At 37.4% G+C, this 20,228-nt stretch carries 15 protein-coding genes; 11 read left to right on the top strand and 4 right to left on the bottom strand.

Annotated elements, in window-relative coordinates:
* Positions 1 to 13 precede the first annotated feature (13 nt).
* Together AC4D4A_RS17665 and AC4D4A_RS17660 are read left to right on the top strand one after the other, a co-directional pair.
* Positions 14 to 925, top strand: a complete 912-nt coding sequence (locus AC4D4A_RS17665) for a PTS system mannose/fructose/sorbose family transporter subunit IID (RefSeq protein WP_490997065.1) — start codon at positions 14 to 16, stop codon at positions 923 to 925.
* Positions 926 to 1,155: 230 nt separating this feature from the next.
* Complete coding sequence (locus tag AC4D4A_RS17660; RefSeq protein ID WP_490997064.1) at positions 1,156 to 2,172, top strand: oxidoreductase; 1,017 nt, start codon at positions 1,156 to 1,158, stop codon at positions 2,170 to 2,172.
* A gap of 99 nt (positions 2,173 to 2,271) precedes the next feature.
* On the opposite strand, the gene AC4D4A_RS17655 is transcribed toward AC4D4A_RS17660, so the two are convergent.
* Positions 2,272 to 3,300, bottom strand: coding sequence for an HD domain-containing protein (locus AC4D4A_RS17655; protein ID WP_490997063.1), 1,029 nt, complete (start codon positions 3,298 to 3,300; stop codon positions 2,272 to 2,274).
* Between the two features lie 447 nt (positions 3,301 to 3,747).
* Here AC4D4A_RS17655 and AC4D4A_RS17650 point away from each other — a divergent pair, with 447 nt between their 5' ends.
* The 4 genes from AC4D4A_RS17650 (at position 3,748) to AC4D4A_RS17635 (ending at position 9,476) form a co-directional block, all read left to right on the top strand.
* Positions 3,748 to 4,725, top strand: a complete 978-nt coding sequence (locus AC4D4A_RS17650; protein ID WP_490997062.1) for a tRNA dihydrouridine synthase — start codon at positions 3,748 to 3,750, stop codon at positions 4,723 to 4,725.
* Positions 4,726 to 5,006: 281 nt separating this feature from the next.
* Entirely contained in the window at positions 5,007 to 6,668 is a 1,662-nt protein-coding gene (locus tag AC4D4A_RS17645; RefSeq protein ID WP_490997061.1) for a M4 family metallopeptidase, read from the top strand.
* Between the two features lie 587 nt (positions 6,669 to 7,255).
* Positions 7,256 to 8,662 carry an MFS transporter gene (locus AC4D4A_RS17640; RefSeq protein ID WP_490997060.1) on the top strand — a complete coding sequence of 469 codons (1,407 nt, stop codon included), beginning with the start codon at positions 7,256 to 7,258 and terminating at the stop codon, positions 8,660 to 8,662.
* A 118-nt stretch (positions 8,663 to 8,780) separates the two neighbouring features.
* A complete protein-coding gene (locus AC4D4A_RS17635) occupies positions 8,781 to 9,476 on the top strand; it encodes a GntR family transcriptional regulator (RefSeq protein ID WP_490997059.1) in 696 nt (231 codons plus the stop codon).
* A gap of 195 nt (positions 9,477 to 9,671) precedes the next feature.
* Here AC4D4A_RS17635 and AC4D4A_RS17630 read toward each other — a convergent pair whose 3' ends face one another.
* Together AC4D4A_RS17630 and AC4D4A_RS17625 are read right to left on the bottom strand one after the other, a co-directional pair.
* Positions 9,672 to 12,056, bottom strand: a complete 2,385-nt coding sequence (locus tag AC4D4A_RS17630) for a penicillin acylase family protein (RefSeq protein WP_490997058.1) — start codon at positions 12,054 to 12,056, stop codon at positions 9,672 to 9,674.
* Positions 12,057 to 12,165: 109 nt separating this feature from the next.
* Complete coding sequence (locus AC4D4A_RS17625) at positions 12,166 to 13,020, bottom strand: DegV family protein (protein ID WP_490997057.1); 855 nt, start codon at positions 13,018 to 13,020, stop codon at positions 12,166 to 12,168.
* A gap of 151 nt (positions 13,021 to 13,171) precedes the next feature.
* Here AC4D4A_RS17625 and AC4D4A_RS17620 point away from each other — a divergent pair, with 151 nt between their 5' ends.
* From AC4D4A_RS17620 to AC4D4A_RS17605, 4 genes are all read left to right on the top strand, one after another.
* The gene (locus tag AC4D4A_RS17620; protein ID WP_490997056.1) at positions 13,172 to 13,735 is read left to right on the top strand and encodes a TetR/AcrR family transcriptional regulator; all 564 of its coding nucleotides are present in this window, start codon (positions 13,172 to 13,174) and stop codon (positions 13,733 to 13,735) included.
* Positions 13,736 to 14,044: 309 nt separating this feature from the next.
* Positions 14,045 to 14,347, top strand: a complete 303-nt coding sequence (locus AC4D4A_RS17615; protein WP_490997055.1) for a nucleotide pyrophosphohydrolase — start codon at positions 14,045 to 14,047, stop codon at positions 14,345 to 14,347.
* Between the two features lie 41 nt (positions 14,348 to 14,388).
* Positions 14,389 to 16,020, top strand: coding sequence for a DUF2075 domain-containing protein (locus AC4D4A_RS17610; RefSeq protein ID WP_490997054.1), 1,632 nt, complete (start codon positions 14,389 to 14,391; stop codon positions 16,018 to 16,020).
* Between the two features lie 296 nt (positions 16,021 to 16,316).
* Positions 16,317 to 17,816: a malate:quinone oxidoreductase gene (locus tag AC4D4A_RS17605; RefSeq protein WP_490997053.1), complete on the top strand. Its 1,500-nt coding sequence runs from the start codon at positions 16,317 to 16,319 to the stop codon at positions 17,814 to 17,816.
* A 114-nt stretch (positions 17,817 to 17,930) separates the two neighbouring features.
* On the opposite strand, the gene AC4D4A_RS17600 is transcribed toward AC4D4A_RS17605, so the two are convergent.
* Positions 17,931 to 19,034 (bottom strand): SH3 domain-containing protein, encoded by a 1,104-nt coding sequence (locus AC4D4A_RS17600; protein ID WP_490997052.1) that lies wholly within the window; start codon positions 19,032 to 19,034, stop codon positions 17,931 to 17,933.
* A 218-nt stretch (positions 19,035 to 19,252) separates the two neighbouring features.
* Here AC4D4A_RS17600 and AC4D4A_RS17595 point away from each other — a divergent pair, with 218 nt between their 5' ends.
* The gene (locus tag AC4D4A_RS17595) at positions 19,253 to 20,038 is read left to right on the top strand and encodes an SDR family oxidoreductase (RefSeq protein ID WP_490997051.1); all 786 of its coding nucleotides are present in this window, start codon (positions 19,253 to 19,255) and stop codon (positions 20,036 to 20,038) included.
* Positions 20,039 to 20,228: the final 190 nt, after the last annotated feature.

Below are 20,228 nucleotides of genomic sequence, written 5' to 3'. Positions count from 1 at the left end.
AGGAGGACAGAAAGTGGAAAAAGAATTGAAATTATCGAAAAAAGATCGTATTTCTGTTTGGTGGCGTTCAACCTTCATTCAAGGTTCCTGGAACTATGAACGAATGCAAAACGGTGGTTGGGCGTATGCAATGATCCCAGCTATTAAAAGATTATATAAAACAAAAGAAGACCGCTCTGCTGCACTAAAACGTCACTTAGAGTTCTTTAATACTCATCCATATGTAGCTTCACCTATACTCGGGGTAACTTTAGCGCTTGAAGAAGAACGTGCAAATGGTGCACCGGTTGACGATGTAGCTATTCAAGGTGTTAAAGTCGGTATGATGGGACCTTTAGCAGGTATCGGGGATCCAGTTTTCTGGTTCACGGTTAAGCCTATCCTTGGTGCGTTAGCAGCTTCTCTTGCTATGACTGGTAATATACTTGGTCCAATTCTTTACTTCGTTTTATGGAATCTTATTCGTATGGGATTCACTTGGTATACACAGGAATTTGGTTACAAAGCAGGATCTAAAATTACAGACGACTTATCTGGCGGATTGCTTCGAGACATTACTAAAGGTGCCTCGATACTCGGGATGTTTATCCTCGGTGCATTAGTAAACCGTTGGGTATCAGTTAAGTTTACGCCAACTGTATCTTCCGTTCAGCTTGATGAAGGTGCTTATATTGATTGGGATAAGTTACCTGCAGGAGCAGAGGGAATTAAAACAGCGTTGGAACAACAAGCTGCTGGTCTCTCATTAAGTGATGTTAAAGTAACAACTCTACAACAAAATTTAGATAGTTTAATCCCAGGCTTATCTGGATTGCTATTAACACTTCTTTGTATGTGGCTGCTTAGGAAGAAAGTATCACCAATCGTAATGATCCTTGGATTGTTCGTCGTTGGTGTTGTCTTCCATGTATTAGGCATCATGTAAAAATAAATTTATAAAGCTTGTTCAGACTTATACAAAGATAGATTATAAGACTGTTAAACAAATAGGGAAGCACCTCCTGAAATTGAGCGAATCATTTTCAGGGGGTGCTCTTTATATACCGCCAGAAACTTGATCATTACTACTATATACATATCAATGGAAACCATTTTGAATTAAACTATTGCTTAATAGAAGATATTAAGTATAAATTTATATTTTAGGAGGCTGCCATGCTTACAATTGGCTATATTGGAAATGGGAAAAGCACGAACAGATACCATTTACCGTTCGTCCTGCAAAGAAAGAATATAAAGGTAAAGACAATTTATCAAAGGAATCCTAAACATGAAAGCTGGGATCGGATTCCAGGGGTCAATTATATATCTGACTTAGATCAACTATTAAATGATAAAGACATACAACTTATTGTAGTTTGTACAAAACATGATAGTCATTATGAATACGCCAAATTGGTATTAGAACATAATAAACACTGTTTGGTTGAAAAGCCTTTTATGGAAACATCCGAGCAGGCAAAAGAGATATTTGCAATTGCCCGTGAGAAGGGACTAATTGTTCAAGCGTACCAAAACAGACGCTTTGATAGTGACTTTTTAACTGTTCAAAAGGTTATCGAAGAAGGGAAGCTAGGAGACCTACTGGAAGTGGAAATGCATTTTGACTATTTCCGCCCCGAAGTACCAGAATCCACAACTACCTTCGATCCTGCTATGTCATTTTTATACGGGCATGCTTGTCATACACTGGATCAGGTTATCAGCTATTTCGGCAAGCCAGATCACATCCACTATGATGTTAGGCAATTATTGGGGCAAGGCAGAATGAATGATTATTTTGATTTGGATCTATATTATGGTGAATTAAAGGTTACTGTAAAATCCAGTTATTTTAGAATTAAAGAAAGACCTAGCTTCGTAGTTTATGGCAAAAAGGGATGCTTTGTGAAAGCTACGAAGGATCGCCAGGAAGAACACCTAAAATTATTTTACATGCCGGATAACAAGGATTTTGGAGTAGATACGCTAGAACATTATGGTGTACTGACGTATGTTGATGAAGAAGGCACCATCCATGAAGAAAAAGTGAAATCGATAAATGGTGATTATGGGTTAGTGTATGATGATTTATATGAAGCCATTGTGAATGGTAAAGATAAAACTATTACAGATGAACAGACACTGCTGCAAATGGAAATATTAGAAACTGGGATTAAGAATTTAAAATAAAACTTTATGATAGGGGCAGCCCCCAATACCGCACACTATGTTGGTATTGGGGGCTGTTCACTTTTATTGGCAAACACAGCTGTATGTGATCACATATCTTTATTGATCTTTTAGCTCGTAGAGAGCCAGAAATGCACATTCTATCGCGCGCAAAGTATGGGCTGGAATTCCGCCGCCCATATTGTTCCACAGATCAGCGAATAGTCTCGGACTATGACCTTCACGCAATAGCTTTTTAGCGTATAAGACGATCATATTCGGGTCGCGTTGATGGCGTAACATGCACATAGGAGACGGATAGTCTTCACGGAGTCTATTTTCCATCTCAAGAGCTTCCCTTTTCGAAATGGCAGTCAGTGCCGGCTGAATTTTTTCCCATTCATCGAGCATAATGGGTATCCATTGGCAATTGTCCTCATGATAGAAATAAGTCTCCTGACCATTGGTCTGATAAATAATCTCTGCACCTTCGTTAAAGTCACGATAATAGGTTACGAAAATATCCGTATACAGATTGGAAATCTCCCAATACATATCATATTCATGCAGGGGCGCAAATGCATCAATTAGCTTACTGTAATACCAGCTCTGCTGCTCTTTTCCACGGTTGAACCTGGTCCAGAGTTCGTCTCCGCATTCAATATAGTCTGCTTTAATACTGCGCAGATTGGATAGTTTGTCCGCGCAGGCAAGTAAGAGCTCTTCAAAGCTAGCTGACTCTGTCATGTAGTCGATGGTATGCTGCTTTCGCTCTTCCCAGCTGCGTGATTTGTCCTCGCTGTTTGACTGAATAAGGGACAAAACCAGAGGACCAAATTCACTTTCAATTGCTTCGGAAGTCTCGTCTGTATCTTCCAGAACGTCATGAAGCAGGCCGGCGATAATCAACGCAGTATTACAACCGGCAGAGGTTAAAATCTGGGCAACCTCGAATGGATGAGAAATATACGGAATATCCGTTCCTTTACGAGTCTGTCCCTGATGTGCCTTTGTTGCGAAGAGAATTGCTCGATGCAGGATAGCATTTCCTACCCATTTATTTGACGTATATAGTGCACACTCTTCATTTGCCTTTTCGACATCAGGTATCTTTTTAAGCTTAGATGAATCTATCCTCTTTTCCGTCATTGAGTTCCCTCCTTCTTTTCCTCTATATAGTTCATGATATATTATATAAAAATAATTATAACATCTATAAGCTGAGACTGATGAGGAATACAATCAGGTGAAATGTCGTCTATTTGATTTCTTCTGTTCTATTCCAATAATATCTTGGTTCGCTTAATAGAAATTATTCAGATCAGCAATTTAATATCTTAGTAAAATTCTTTGGGAATATGCAGTAATGGGTATGAACAAGGATAATGTACTTTGGCAGTGACCAAGACTGGGCCTAATTTTCCTGGTTTTCTTTGTACTTTTTGTTCATAATAAGGAATAATATGTTCAAAATTTCTATAGTTTGATAAAAAGTGCCTAAGCATGCTATAAGTGTAAAAGAAGATTATTTCTGTTTAGTTTTGGGATAGATTTTAATATGATATCCCATTTTAATGAGAGGATTGGAATTCGAATATGAAAGAAAATTTTTGGCGTGATTTACCACGACCTTTTTTTGTACTGGCACCCATGGAAGATGTGACGGATGTTGTTTTTCGCCATGTCGTGAGTGAAGCTGGGAGACCTGATGTGTTTTTTACAGAGTTTACAAATTCTGAAAGCTATTGTCACCCTCAGGGAAAAGAGAGTGTACGTGGACGTTTGGCCTATACAGAGGATGAACAACCGTTGGTAGCCCATATATGGGGGGACAGGCCTGAAAACTTCCAAAAAATGAGTATTGGTATGGCGGAGTTAGGGTTTAAAGGCATAGATATCAATATGGGATGTCCCGTACCCAATGTAGCTGACAACGGGAAGGGAAGTGGCCTGATCTGCCGTCCCGAAGTTGCAGCCGATTTAATACAAGCAGCAAAAGCAGGGGGATTGCCGGTAAGTGTGAAAACACGGCTTGGTTTCTCTGATATAGACGAATGGCGTGATTGGCTGAAACATATATTGAAGCAAGACATTGCTAATCTTTCTATTCATCTGCGTACACGAGATGAAATGAGTAAAGTAGATGCTCACTGGGAGCTCATTCCAGAGATTAAGAAACTTCGCGATCAGGTAGCGCCTGATACACTTTTAACAATCAATGGGGATATCCTTGACCGTGAAATGGGATTGAAACTGGCTGAACAATACGGTGTAGATGGAATTATGATTGGGCGTGGTATTTTTAAAAATCCATTTGCCTTTGAGCATGAGCCAAAAGAACATAGCAGTAAGGAATTGCTGGATCTCTTGAGGCTCCATTTAGATCTCCATGATAAATATTTAGACGTAGTAGCTCGTAAGTATACACATCTTCATCGTTTCTTTAAGATCTATGTCCGTGGATTCCATGGGGCTGGTGAATTAAGAAATGAATTGATGAATACGAAGTCCTCAGATGAAGCGCGTGCATTGATCGATAAATTTGAAGAGCTTAATGGGATGGACGAAAAGTAAGAAGCATTCGAATGAGAAAATTGTTGCTACTTCTCTATAGTAGAACGGATTTCATATCTGTATGGTATGTTATGAAGTAATCCTAATCTTAAAATAACCCTTGGAACTGCGTGATTTCCGCATGTCTAAGGGTTTTTTCCTTTAAAATAATTGATTGCTGTTTCTAGTATTGTAGGATTAACTATCTATCGATTTAAATATTTTAATAATTCAAATTATTCATGATATTATTCTTCCTCCGCTTTATAATGAATAAAATAGAGTTTAGTGGAGGGAATATATTGAAGAAAAAATTGATAGTACCAGTACTTCTAACATCCGCTATATTAGTAGGATCGATTCCGGCTGGGGGTGTATTTGCGCAGCCAGTTAATTCGAAAGCAGTTAGTAAGGAGTGGAATGAGAGGGCTAGCGTTCCTTTATTCGTGAAGGAGCGGTTTGCTGAAAAATATTCTTCTAGTACTCCTTCCAATGCTTTGGATTATTTGAAGAATAGGCAAGGGAAGACTGGAATCAGTAATCCAGAGAAAAATTTGAAGGTAAAAGATGTACAAAAAGATCAACTGGGTATGACACATATCCGCTTTAATCAAACGGTAAATGGAGTAAAGGTTGAAGGGTCAGACATTATTGTTCACTTTAATAAGGATGATGAAGTTGAATCTGTTAATGGAAGAATGAATCAGACACTTAGTGAATCAAAAGTGAATACAGCCGTCTCCTTAAGTGTTGATAGCGCAGTAAAAGCAGCCTTATCCTCTGTTAAAGCCCCTGAAGAGCTGACATATGAACCTACTGCTGAATTGGTCGTCTATCCTTTTAAAGAAGAAAACCATACAGCCTATAAAGTAAATGTTAACTTTATGGGTATGGAACCTGGAAACTGGTTTGTCTTTGTAGATGCACAAACAGGTGAGATAATTGATCAGTATAACGCTCTCATGCATGCCGCTGAAAGAAAAACGCAAAAGGGTACAGGAATCGGTGTACATGGAGAACGCAGAGAACTACATATTACCCGAGTTAAAGAAAAGAATTCTGGTACTAAGTTTTCGTTAGCAGATTACGCTCATTCCAATTTAGAAGGAATTGAAACATACGATGCCAAAAACGATAACACTTCCAGTAATGATACGCTATATGTAGGGAATTCAGCTTCATTTATCAAAGACTACGATCGTGCAGCTGTCGATGCGCACTATAATTCCGAAAAAGTATACGAGTATTTTCTAAACGAGCATGGCCGTAATTCTCTAGATGGAGAGGGAATGGCGATTATATCTAAAGTCCACTATGGCACCAATTATAATAATGCTTCCTGGAACGGACGTTGGATGACCTACGGTGATGGAGATGGAGAGTTTATGATTTCTCTGGCAGCAGGACTTGATGTAGCTGCTCATGAAATGACCCATGGTGTAATTTCTCACTCAGCTAATCTGGTTTACCGGAATCAATCAGGTGCACTAAACGAGTCTTTTGCTGACGTATTTGGTGTACTAGTTGATGATGGTGACTGGGAAATGGGAGAGGATATTATGGCACCAGCTGCTAAAGCTGAAGGGGTGACGGTATTGCGCAGTTTAAGTAATCCTAACAGTGTAATTGTCAGCAACGAGCAAAGAAGAGAATATAGCACAAATGGAGGTGTCTATCCAGACCATATGGATGAGTTCTACCATATGCCGACTTCCGTAGATGGCGGTGGTGTTCATGTTAATTCCTCTATTACAAACCATGCCGCATACCTGATTGGTCAAGAACTTGGAAGAGAGAAATTGGGGGAAATCTACTATCGAGCTTTAACGGTTTATTTAACCTCTAATTCAGATTTTAGCGATGCGCGGAACGCAATTGTGCAGTCTGCTATTGATTTGTATGGTGAAGGCAGCGAGGAAGAGGCAGCCGTACAATCTGGTTTTGATGCGGTGGGAATCTATTAAATTATCCCGATGATTTGAAGGAAAGTTAGTTTATATTTATTCGCTCCCTTAAACGATGAGTTTAAGGGATTTTTTATGTGAATATAAACTACTAGCTTCAAAAATTAAAAGCAAATGAGTTGTAGATTATATAAATTGATTGTTTAAAGGGGAATGATAGAAATCAATAGTTAAAAGGTTAAGTCCTATAGTAATTTTTGTATGATTAAGTTCATTTTACGAAGTGTATATATTCTTAAATTTAACAAAAAGATTTGAAATGTGTAAAAAGTTTAAAAAAGGGGTTGGCATGCAATTTAAAACATGCTAGCATACTAGTATGGATGATAATAGAGTTTATTTTATTGGCGATTAATTTGTGAAATGTTGAGCAAGTTTATGTGAAGTATTGTGCATTATTAATATGTAATATTGGTTTGCGTGTAATTAGAACTTATAGAAGAGCTAGAAATACTTATTTGAAAACATAAATTAAGCTCAACTGATTTTAGATCAAATTTGAAACCGTTTGCAAATTAGTGTCCAAGTGGATAAATCTAGATCCATTACATTTAAAACTATTATTAGAGTGCTGGAGGAGAAGTGAAATGGGTGAACCACAAGTAAAAACGATTTCTGATCTACAAGAATCAACTGTAACACATCGTCCTTTTGGTATGAGGGACAAAATTGGTTATTTGATGGGCGATTTTGGAAACGATTTCTTCTTTCTATTAGTAAGTGCTTATTTAATGGTTTTCTACACAGATATATTCCATATCAGTGCAGCTACTGTAGGGGTACTGTTCATGGTGGCACGTCTGTGGGATGCCGTTGCTGATGTAACGTGGGGGCGTTTTATTGACACAAGACCAGCAACTAAAAACGGAAAATTTAAACCATGGATTTTGAGAATGTCTTTCCCACTTGTTTTTTCAGGAGTCTTGATGTTTGTAACCATTCCAGGAATGAGCGATGGCTTTTATATGGCTTGGGCTTTTGTTACATACATTGTTTGGGGAACATTATACAGTACAGTAAATATTCCGTATGGATCAATGGCATCTGTTATTACAGATAACCCAGATGAACGTACAACTTTATCCACTTGGAGAACAGCTGGTGCAATGTCAGCTAGTTTGATTATTAACGCAGTTGCTCCATTAATCGTGTTCGTAGATAACCAAATCGATGCGAACCGTATGTTTATGGCGGCATGTATTTTCGGTGTTCTTTCAATCTGTTGCTATATGACTTGCTATAAACTATCAACTGAACGTATTACAGCACCAGAGGGAACAAAAGAAACAGGTAATATGAAAGCTACGGTTAAAGGATTAGTTAAAAACAAACCATTACTTTGGATTTTGACAGCTTCATTATTACTTATGATGAATACAATGCTTATGGGGGCAGTTAACGTTTATTTGTTCAAAGACTATTTCACAAATGCAGCTGCATTAAGCCTTATGGGAGTTGTTCAGACAGCCGGTACATTTGTAGTAATGCCATTTGTGAAACCACTAGTTGCAAAGTTCGGTAAGAAGGAATTATCATCTGTAGGGATGTTAATGGCAACAGTAGTTTACTTGGTTTTATTCTTTATGAAAGATTTAAGTGCTATACAGTTCATTGGTATTGCTACACTTGGTATGATTGGATTAGCTTTCTTTAATGTTGTCGTTTGGGCATTCGTAACAGATGTTATCGATTACCATGAATTATTGACTGGCTTACGTGAAGATGGAACCGTTTACTCTATCTATTCATTCGCGCGTAAAGTTGGTCAAGCAATTGCCGGTGGAATCGGTGGTTTTGCCATAGGTCTTGTTGGATACAATGCTGCCAATAGTGTACAAACTCAAGGCGCTCTTGATGGTATCCACATGTTAGCTACTTTAGTGCCAGCCATTGTCTTCGGGTTAATCTTCCTTATCTTAGTATTTTTATACCCGCTAAATAAGAAACGTACAGATGATATGGTTATTGAATTGAATGCTAGAAGAAATCAATAATCTCTATAGATAAATAGTAGTCATTAAAAGAAGATAGCTGATGATTCATTAGTTATCTTCTTTGTATATAAATTGATAATAAGCTTGTTAAGCGCTGATAGTTAAGGAGGGTCCAATCATGTTAGTTGTGACACCGAGAGCAATTGGAGAAAATACGAAAGAGTATTCATATCGCCTGGTTAAGAACGCTATTATGTCATTGCAACTGCAACCTGGCCAATCCATTAAAGAAGCAGATTTAGCTGCATCTTTGCATATTTCGAGAACACCGATCCGAGAAGTAATGGCAAAATTGAAGGAGGAGCACCTAGTAGATGTTTTACCACAAATAGGTACATATGTATCCAAGATTAATTATCAGTTAATTGAGGAAGCAGCGTTCATGCGCTTTACATTAGAAAAGGAAATTTTGAAATTATCTTGTCGGAAATTTTCAAAGAAGAGTTTAAAAGAGTTGAAACGAATCGTAGCTCAACAAGAAGAACTTATTTGTGAAAAAGAATATGTACAGAAGTTTCATCAATTGGATAAACAATTTCACGCTTTAATTTTTAGAGAGAATAAGAAAGAGCACATTTGGGAGGGGATTATGCGTCTAAGTACACATTATAATCGTATAAGGTTACTTTCTGAAATGAACAATAGCTTTGAAGAGGCGATTAAACAACATCAAGACATTATCCAACTAATTGAAAATCAAGACATGGAATATGCTTCTCAAATTGCCTATCAACATATAATAGAACCAAAAAGAAAGTGGAAGCAATTTTTAGAGGAAGGTAGTCCGTACTTACATTATTTTGATGTGCAGTAAGAAAAGTGTCCAACATATAAGGATACTTTTTTAATTTATAGCCAACTATTCTAAATGAACTAATGATGTACTAGCCAAAGATTAAGGATGTTCTTTTAATTTTTTATTACTGTCGGAATAGCAGATCAGAGTAGAAAACTTTCTTCATGAAAGAGAGACTGCAACTATATGTTGAAGTCTCTTTTTCGTCTCTTATTATTGAGGTGTTAATATCAATGTCTGATCTTCATTAACTGACTCATTGAGTGAAGTGATGTGATAATCTCCTGTCACCCAGTCTTCGAATTGATTATTATACCATTCACTTTTAAAGTGTCCGGACTGTCCTGGCGCAACAATATGATGAGCTTTAGTCATATCACTTGTGTCTATGACATAACGCCAAGAAGCTCCATGATTGACCAAACCGGTTTCATCATTTCGTCGTGCCGCTTGAACGGTCACGGCACTTCCGCCGACAGGGATAGCTTGTTTACTATTGAAAATATACTGAAGTGGACTCACACTGGATAATGGATGAGAAAACTGCAATTGATGCTCATCTCCCCATTTCCACTCACTCATCTTGTCTCCATAACGTTCAGATAATGTTTCGATTGTTTGTTTCAGGGCATCATAAATGACTTCTGATAAACCGCCATTGTTCTTAATCCAAGGACCTTCATTTCCTTCATTGGCACGGCGAATTAATTCGTCTATAACCTGTGCTTTTCCTTCAAAAAGCTCCATCATTTCATCAGAAATTTTCTCTCCGAATAAAACGTTCGAGATTTCTAGTAACATCGTTTGGAACAGCAATGGAGCAGTCTCTGCCTGGTCATCCTCAAATTCCCACTCTTTTAGTAGTGTAACCGCTTCTTGCTCTTGCTCATTTAATGTTTGTTTAGATAATTGTTCAAGGAAAATAGGGACAAACTCTTCTGCCTGTAGATTTTTAATATCCAGTTGAAGTTCTTTCATATCTTCAACTGTAAAGGTATCTTTAGAGTTCAATATTTCTAAAATACGTTGCTGACGATAGGGTTGTGCCCATACATGAGAAATATGATATGGATAGGAATCATCGACAATTTTATTATTAGCGGTAGCAATAAAACCTTCTTCAGGGTTGATGATTGTCGGCAATTCATTATGCGGAATATATTTTTCCCATTCATAATCATCATTCCAGCCTGGAACTGGCACTAAACTTTCGCCATTTTTTCGAATAGGAATATTCCCGGATGCTTTGTAGGCGATTGTCCCTTCTTTTGCAGCGAATACAAAATTGGATGCCGGTGCTTTGAATCTTTCTATCGCTGTATCGAATTCTTCCCAGTTACTCGCTTTATTCATCGCTGGGATTGCTTCTAAATCCTGCGTTGCGTCTAAACCTGTCCACTTTAATGAAAGTACTGTATCACTCTTATTATCATGAGCAAACTCAGAAATAACAGGACCATGACGAGTAACCATAACTTCATAATTAATAGACTTTTGTCCTTTTACCTTGATGGTCTCTTTAATGATCTCTGCATCTATCCATTCATCATTATATAAATATTGATTTGGATTATCTGGATTAAGTTTTTCAATATATAAATCTTGTACATCCGGTCCTACATTGGTAATTCCCCAGGCAACTTCTTCATTGTGTCCGATGATAATACCTGGAATTCCTGCAAATGTCACACCGCTAATATTTTGCTCATTTGATTTTAACGTTGATTGGTACCAGATAGCTGGAGTCATTAATCCTAAATGCGGATCATCTGCCAAAAGTGCCGACCCGCTTTCACTTTTCTCTCCGCTTATAACCCAGTTGTTACTGCCGTTGAACTCATCTGGGATATGGGCATTTGCAAAGCTTTTCTCCCAATCGATCGCACCTTCATCAATTACGGTTGGTGCATCTTCGGAATAGGATGGAAACAAATCTAAGGCTTCTTCTTCAGTAAATTCACTTAATAAATAACTGCGGAAGGCTTGGCCTTTCCAGTGTCCGCCTAAATCATAGGCCATGTATTTGACAATGGTTAAGGAATCGATGATCGTCCATTCTGACGGTTCATAGCCTAACAATGTGAACTCGACAGGCAGTTTATTTTCAGAGATGGCTTCCTTCATAAACATATTTACCCCATCCGCATAGCATTGCATGTATTCTTTCATTTCATCTGAATAGCCGTTATAAGAAGCTTCAGCAGCACGTCTCAAGCCAAAAGTACGAAAGAATTTATCCTGATCCACCATACTTTCTCCGACAACCTCGCTTAATTGTCCGGAAGCTTGTCTTCTGCTTAAATCCATTTGGAACAAACGGTCCTGAGCAGTTATATAGCCCTGAGCCATATATAAATCATGATCATTTTCAGCTGTGATATGAGGTACGCCTTCTTCATCACGCACAACAGTGACTTTATCTCGTAATCCCTCGAGTTTTATTTCTCCAGAAATTTGCGGTAATGAACGCTTTGCATACATATTAGCTGCAACTAAAATGGCTACAAGGATAAGGGGTAGTCCAAGAAAGGAAAAACCGACAATTTTGGGCCACCTACGTTTTTTTCGTTCTATCTGATTTTCTACATTTATACACATCGTAAGTATGTTCTCCTTATCGATAACTATCGAATATTCATACAAACCCTCTTAGAGTGGGAAAGTACTATAAAAGAAAGAACAGAAGGGAGATATCCCTTCTTCTCGGTTATTGTTTTATATAAGCAAGTCCTAGACACCCTGGACCGGTATGGCTGCCAATGGATGGGCCGATTTCGGTGATGAATACTCGCGCGAAGGATTGTTCTAACTCAAGATCAGCTTTTAAGGATAATGCATGATCCAGATTATTAGAGTGTAAAATACAAATCATTTCTCTCTCAACATTTGAAGCTAGGAATCTCTCTTTGATTTGTTTGGTTGCACCGGATGTTTTGCGAGCTTTGCAGACAGATTCAATGACTCCATTATCTGTAACGGAAAGGATTGGCTTGATTCCGATTAGTCCTCCAATCTTCGCAATAGCCGGATTAAGTCTGCCACCTCTGGCTAGGTATTGTAAGTCATTCACGTAAAATTCTACGTGGAAGGATTGTTTGTTTTCTTCCAGGTATTCGACAATTTGATCGTAGGAATACTTCTCATCTCTCATCATGCAAGCTTTGACCACTAACATTCCCATAGCCATAGAACCAGTTAAGGAATCGATTACGGTGATGCGACTTTCCGGATATGAATCTAGTAATTCTAGACTTGCCAATCTAATATTATTAAACGTGCAACTTAATGCACTGGAAAGAGTTACGCAAATGATATCATTTCCTTTTTCCAATTCTTCTTTTAATACTTGAATTGCGGCTGAAGGAGAGCTGGCACTTGTCTTGGCAACCTCACCGTTTGCTAATCTTTTATAAAACTCCTCAAGTTCCATCTTACGTTCGGAACCGTACTCTACTTGATCCTCAAACTGAAAATGAAGAGGGATTAATTTTATTCCATATTTTTCGATTACCTCTGAAGGGATATCGCAACTTCCATCGGTAATAATTGATATATTCTTCATGAAAACCTCCGTTAGTTATTAAACACTGTGTTGTATAAAATTTGTTATCATTGTATAATGATGCCCCGGAAGCATCAATCATCAATTTTAATCAGAATGAAAGTTATTAAACAGAATGGGACGATTTGTTTAAGAATAGGAGTCAGAATGGATGGAAGATCGCAGAATAAGATATACCAAAAAAGTAATTAAAGACACATTTATCGAATTGTTAGAGAAGAAGCCTATCAATAAAATTACCGTAACCGAGCTATGTACACAGTCTGAAATCAATCGGGCTACCTTTTATCGGTACTATGAGGATGTATATGATTTGATGGAGAAGCTAAAGAGTCAGTATGTAGCTGAACTGAAGGCAGCTATCTCTATTTCAAAGGACGACTACACGATTTCGGGATTTACAAGTGAAATTCTCGAGGTAATTCTAAGGAATAAGGAACTGAGCAGAGTTCTCTTTACTTTGAAGAACGGAAAAGATTTCTTGGATGATGTTCTGGATATTGCCCATCAGAAATGTGTGGAAAAGTGGAATCGATACGGTAAAAATGTACCGCAGGAGCAGGTTGGGTATTTATCAACCTTTATAACTGCTGGAACAATAGGTATTCTGAATGAATGGATTCAAAATGATTACAAAGAATCACCTTCTGAGATTGCCAATCTGATTGAAAATATGAGTCACTATGGTCTGGCGAAAATTATTTATGGGAAGTAAGTAAGCAATCAGCTTTTAGATGACCGTTATTTATACAGAATTATTAAAATGATCAGCCCTTCTCATTTTAGAGTTAGGGTTTTTTTGATAGTTGTATTTTATAAAGAAAAAGCAATAATATTAGTTTTCAGCGCTCTACTCGTTTGAGTAAATAAGATGACGATCCGGATATATGATAAAGCCAAATTACCAATCAATCCTCTGAGCTCATTCAACTTTTTGCGGATCAATAATAGGTAGGTCCTTTTAATATTTTCTGATAAAAATGATAAAGTAGAGTATATAGAATAAAAACTAGGTGGTTTTATAATGGAAAAAGTGATGCAAAAGGTTTTAGAGTTCAGGGATGAGCGGAATTGGGGACAATATCATAATGAGAAAGATTTAGCAATTTCGATTTCATTGGAAGCGAATGAACTATTGGAGAATTTTCAGTGGAGAGATAGCGAAGAGGCAGTGGCTGATTCAATCGACAATATAAAAGAAGAAATGGCCGATGTATTTATCTATCTCTTGCAGTTAGCGGATAAATTAGATATCGATCTGGAAGTGGAAGCACTCAAGAAACTGAAGAAGAACGCCATAAAATACCCTGCTCCGGCAAAGAAATAATCATATTCAGCTTACAATCATGTGTAATGTGGAGGTGCGGTATGAGTACAAGTACAGTAGAAATTGAGACACTGCCTTTTAACAAGGCATCAATAAATCGCCTGAGCGGCTATTATATTGATTATCCTGTCGTTTATTTTCTGAACAATGAAACTACCGTCTATATAGGCGAAACAGTGTCAGTTAAAAATCGGATGAGGGACCATCTGAATAATCATGAACGAAAATCATTAAATAAGATGTCCTTGATTATCCATAATAAATTTAATCGCTCGGCTACATATAATATTGAAACGAAGCTAATCAATTATTTCTTGGCGGATGAACGTTATAAGCTGCAGAACAAGAGTCAAACTGCAAAGAATGTAATGCATAATTATTATGAAAAACAGTACTATGATGAACAAGTTTTTGATGAAATTTGGACTGAGCTTTTAAATAGAAAAATTGTCGATCATTCCGCACAAGCAATTGAGAATAAAGATATTTTTAAGTTATCACCCTTTAAGGAAATGACGACAGAACAGTTAGAGCTTCAGCAGGAAATCATAAAGGTTTGCAAAGAACATATTATGGATGAAAAACCGTTTGTTTTTCTTATTAAAGGGGAAGCGGGTGTCGGAAAGAGTGTTGTCTTAAGTTCGGTTTTTAATAAAATTCAAGAACTCTCCAAGGAAAAGGATAACGATCTATCCAAAACTGAAAACTATTTATTAGTTAATCATTCTGAGATGTTAAAGACCTATAGAAAAATAGCTGGGAATGTTAAAGTACTTTCTAAAAAGAATTTTGAAAAGCCAACAACATTTATCAACAAGCGAAAGAAATTGAGGAAAAAGGCTGATATCGTTTTAGTAGATGAAGCTCATTTATTGTTAACAAAACCTGATAGCTACAATAATTTCAACGAAGAAAATCAATTAGAAGAGATCATTAGACATAGCAAGGTCGCTATTATTGTCTATGATGACAAGCAGGTTTTGAAAATGAAAAGCTACTGGGACGAAGAAAAGCTTTATTCAATTACAAAGGGCTGTAATACAGGAAAATATGTTTTGACGAATCAATTTCGAATGCGTGCCTCTGATAATATGGTCAATTGGATTAATAATTTTGTAGAGAAGAAAATTACTCCGATGCCGATTGAATATGCATATGATTTTCGGATTTTCAAATCGGCAGCAGAAATGTATAAAGTAATCCAAGAGCAGAATAACAAATTTGGTTTGGCGAGAATTGTGTCCACCTTCGATTATATACATAAGAAAGATGGACTAACCTATTACGTGGAAGAGGATGGTTTTAAACTTCCATGGAATAATGATTATGGAAATCATACATGGGCAGAAGAAGCAAATACCATAAAGGAAGTAGGATCCATTTACACAATTCAGGGCTTTGACTTAAATTATGTTGGAGTTATTCTAGGCCCATCAATCGGCTATGATAAGGAAACAGATATGTTAATAATCATTCCTGAAAACTATAAGGATACAGAGGCCTTTAGGGGAAGGAATGAATATGAAAACAGTGAAGAAATTATGGAAAGAATTATTTTGAATTCACTTAACATACTGATGAAGAGGGGCATACATGGCCTGTACATATATGCACATGATCCGGAATTAAGGGGTAGATTGTTGGAGTTAGAAAAGAAAAGATTTCCTAGGTAGGACTAAAGAAGGATTCTGATCTCATTATAAAGGGCAAAACCCTTAACCAATCTGAATGAGGGTAAAAGGTGTTTTGTCTGCCTCCCTTTGAATAAAAGCTTCCATCTTCAATAAAATCGCCAAATAGTTTATAATTATCTGTAAATAGTAGATATTTAAGTCCAAGAATCATTATAATGGTATGAGATATGGTAAAAAATGAGATGTAAGGGTTTCCTAAGCAGAGCCTTTCTTTTTGCTTTTTTTAATAGGAGAGCTTGCTCTTTTTTACAAATTAGGGGATGAGGATGGTTATAATGAGCAACATGCAGAAGAAAACAGACGTTATCTTAATTGGTGCCGGGATTATGAGCGCGACATTGGGGTCAATACTTAAAGAGTTAGCACCTGAATGGAACATCAAAGTATTTGAAAAACTTGCAAGTGCAGGGGAAGAAAGCTCAAATGAATGGAATAATGCAGGGACGGGGCATTCTGCACTGTGTGAGCTTAACTATACATCTGAAAAAGCTGATGGATCTATAGATATTAGTAAGGCTATCAATATTAATGAGCAGTTCCAGCAATCAAAGCAGTTTTGGTCATACTTGATTAACAGCAATTTGATTCAAAATCCACAGGATTTTATCATGCCAATTCCTCATATGAGTTTAGTGCAGGGAGAGGATAATATAACTTTCCTGAAAAAACGTTTTAAAGCGCTTTCTAAAAATCCTTTATTTGAAGGAATGGAATTTACAGAGAATCCAGATAAACTGGAAGAATGGATTCCTCTAATAATGGAGGGACGCTCATCGGATGAACCGATTGCAGCAACAAAAATTGATTCAGGAACCGATGTTAACTTCGGTGCGTTAACACGCATGCTGTTTGAACATTTATATAGTAGCGGAGTAGAAGTCAATTATAGGCATAGTGTAGAAGATATTAAACGTACCACTGATGACTTATGGCAGGTGAAGGTGCATGATTTGGAAAATGGTAAACTTGAATACCATACGGCGCATTTCGTCTTTATCGGTGGTGGAGGCGGAAGTCTTCCTTTACTTCAAAAAACAGGTATTCCGGAGTCCAAGCATATCGGAGGTTTCCCTGTAAGCGGACTGTTTATGGTTTGTAATAATCCCGAAATCGCTGAGAAGCATCATGCGAAAGTATACGGAAAGGCTAAGGTTGGTGCACCGCCAATGTCTGTTCCTCATCTAGATACACGGTATATCGATAATAAGAAAACGTTATTATTTGGGCCATTTGCCGGTTTTTCACCCAAATTCTTAAAAACTGGTTCCAACTTAGATTTGTTTGGGTCTGTAAAACCGAACAATGTAATTACGATGCTGGCGGCAGGAGTTAAAGAAATGGCATTGACTAAATATTTGGTTCAGCAAGTCATGCTATCGAATGAGAAGCGTATGGAGGAATTACGTGAATTTATTCCGAACGCCAACAGCGATGATTGGCATACAGTAGTGGCAGGCCAACGTGTGCAAGTAATCAAAGATACAGAAGAAGGCAAAGGAACACTTCAATTTGGTACAGAAGTAGTCAGTGCTGAAGATGGTTCGGTTGCTGCATTGCTCGGAGCCTCTCCTGGAGCCTCTACTGCCGTTCACGTTATGCTTAAAGTATTGGATAAATGTTTCCCTCAAAATATGAAGGAGTGGGAACCTAAAATAAAAGAAATGATTCCATCTTATGGCTTATCTTTGATGGAAAATCCAGATCTTTTCAAAGAAATTGATAGATCAACTTCAGAAACTCTTAGACTTTGTACAAAAGAAATGATCTATAACTAAACATCTCTTAATTATAAATAAGGGCAACTCACTGTATTATGTAGGTTACCCTATCTTTATTTTATAAATAGTAGAACAACCCTGCACTAGACTTACCAATGCAGGGTTGTTTTATTAGTACTTATTAAGTTCATTAATTGGGGTCTGAATAATGACTGGCTTCTTTTTAGGGTCCAACCATTTCAAAATCTTTTTCATATTTGTTTCAGAAGTGGCGGTGCAGCCTAAAGTATAGCTATCACCAATGTGGAAGAAGATTGCACTTCCTTTATAAGGAGTTCGCTTTGTATTGTAGTTGATGACAAAGCCATATGTATAGGCTGAAATATTCATATTCTCTGCGCTTTTCCATTGGCCCTTGGTTTTCTTTTTGGACTGCCAAGTATTATAAAGTTTCGATTTCGGATCATCGACCCATACGTCATCCGCAGTGATTTTACGATAATTCAGCTTTGTTCCTGGATTGGCTTTCCGGCCAAAAGCTGTACCGATTGTATACTTCCCAATCGGAGACTTTTTGCCTCCCTCTTTCATATCCTTTTCCTTCGCAAACCCGTACTTACCAATATAGCCTTTGGTCGTTAATACAGGAACCCATTTTCCTTTGGAGTTCCTTTCGAATGTACGGATTTCAGCATTGGGTGTATTATATCCATTTGAAGTTACAAGAATGAGTTGCTTGTTGCTCCCAACTGTCTTTAAGCCTTCAGCTAAATTTTTCGGAGCTGCCGGCTTTTTGGAAGTTAAATACTTGCTTGAAGCCCAACCGGTTTTACTGCCGGTGATTACCTTGCTCCAGGAGCCTTTCGTTTGGGTTACTTTAACTGAGCTGTTCTTTTTGATAGTGGCGATTACTTTGTATTTAGTTCCGGCACCACTGCGGATATTTAACGTACTGGCTGACACGTACATCGTTTTTGTAGTGGTTTTAACAGCTGGCTTCTTGGTTGTTAAATACTTACTGGACACCCAACCGGTTTTGCCGTTTACAGTTACTTTTTCCCATGAACCTTTCGTTTGAGTAACTTTAACAGAGGTATTCTTTTTAACAGTTGTAACTACTTTGTATGTAGTACCCGGGCCACTTCGTACATTTAGTGTACTGGCCGTAACATATTTGGTTTTTGATGTCGCTGCTGCTTGAACGTCTTTTCCCATTGGTAAAGCTGAAAGTAGGACGAATAGCGCAACTATGATAGCTAAGCCCTTTTTTAACATGCTTCATTTCCCTCCCAGTTGAGAAATCCCTTTAATTTTTCACATATCTATTATAAATTAGAATCCACCTTTTATTTCCACTTGTTTGTTAATTTTACTTTAAATTTTAAGAGATTCTAATATATATTTCTATCAGTCAGTTTTAGGAATGTTTATGTCAAAAACCATCGGGAAGAAGGAAAAGAGGCGAAAGAGAATTGAGAAGGAGGAATTACTAAATGGAAAAAACCATTTTTATAACAGGAGCAGGGAGCGGACTTGGTAAAGGTGCGGCCATTGGACTGGCAAAGAAAGGTCATCGTGTGATCGCAACGACTGAAACTACTTCCCAGAAAACAGCGCTTATGCGGGAAACAAAAGACTTAGACATAAATATGAATGTTTTTAAGCTTGATATTACCAATCCTATTGATTTAAGAGAAATTGAAAAATATGATTTTGATATTTTTGTAGCAAATGCCGCGATTAATGAAGGAGGACCCCTGGGTGAGATACCAATGGAGCGGTTCCGGGCTATCTTCGAGGTGAACGTATTCGCTACACTTGAAACAGCTCAAATAGCAGCAAGAAAGCTGGTTGAAAAGGGGAAAGGGAAAATTGTTTTCTTAAGTTCGATGGCAGGTATTATGACAACTCCTTATGCAGGTCCATATGCAGCCACGAAGCATGCCATTGAAGCAATGGCTTTGACCTTAAAAGATGAATTAAAAGAGTTTGGCGTACAGGTGGCTACTATTAACCCTGGTTCATTTGATACGGGCTTCAATGATCGGGCCGTAGAGGAAAAGTGGAAATGGTATAATGAGGAAGAACACTTTACCCGTAAAGAAGATATGAAAGCGATGGAAGAGGGATTGGAAAATCAAATGGATCCAGAGGATATGATTGAAAAAATGATAGAAATTATCCCGGCAGAACATCATAAATTCCGTACGGTTTATCCCGAGCAAACAGAAAAACAGATGAAGGAAGCTGAACAGAAAAAGTGGTCGATGGAAATTTAGTTCGACAAAATCTTAATTTACGTTCACTCTTTTTTCTCTTTAACTACTAATTGTCACATTGTGTCCAACTTTTGATCTAGTAAATCAGGAGTTTTAGTTTTATTTAAATTTAAATATAAGTTAAAATATTCATGAAGCAAGAATATCATTTTTTTTGGGTAAACTTACTTTCTTTTATGTCTAGGCAAAA

The organism is Pradoshia sp. Z5_111 (assembly GCF_058267535.1).
Note: the sequence above shows the minus strand (reverse complement) of the source record. Positions and strands in the feature narration are given on the sequence as shown.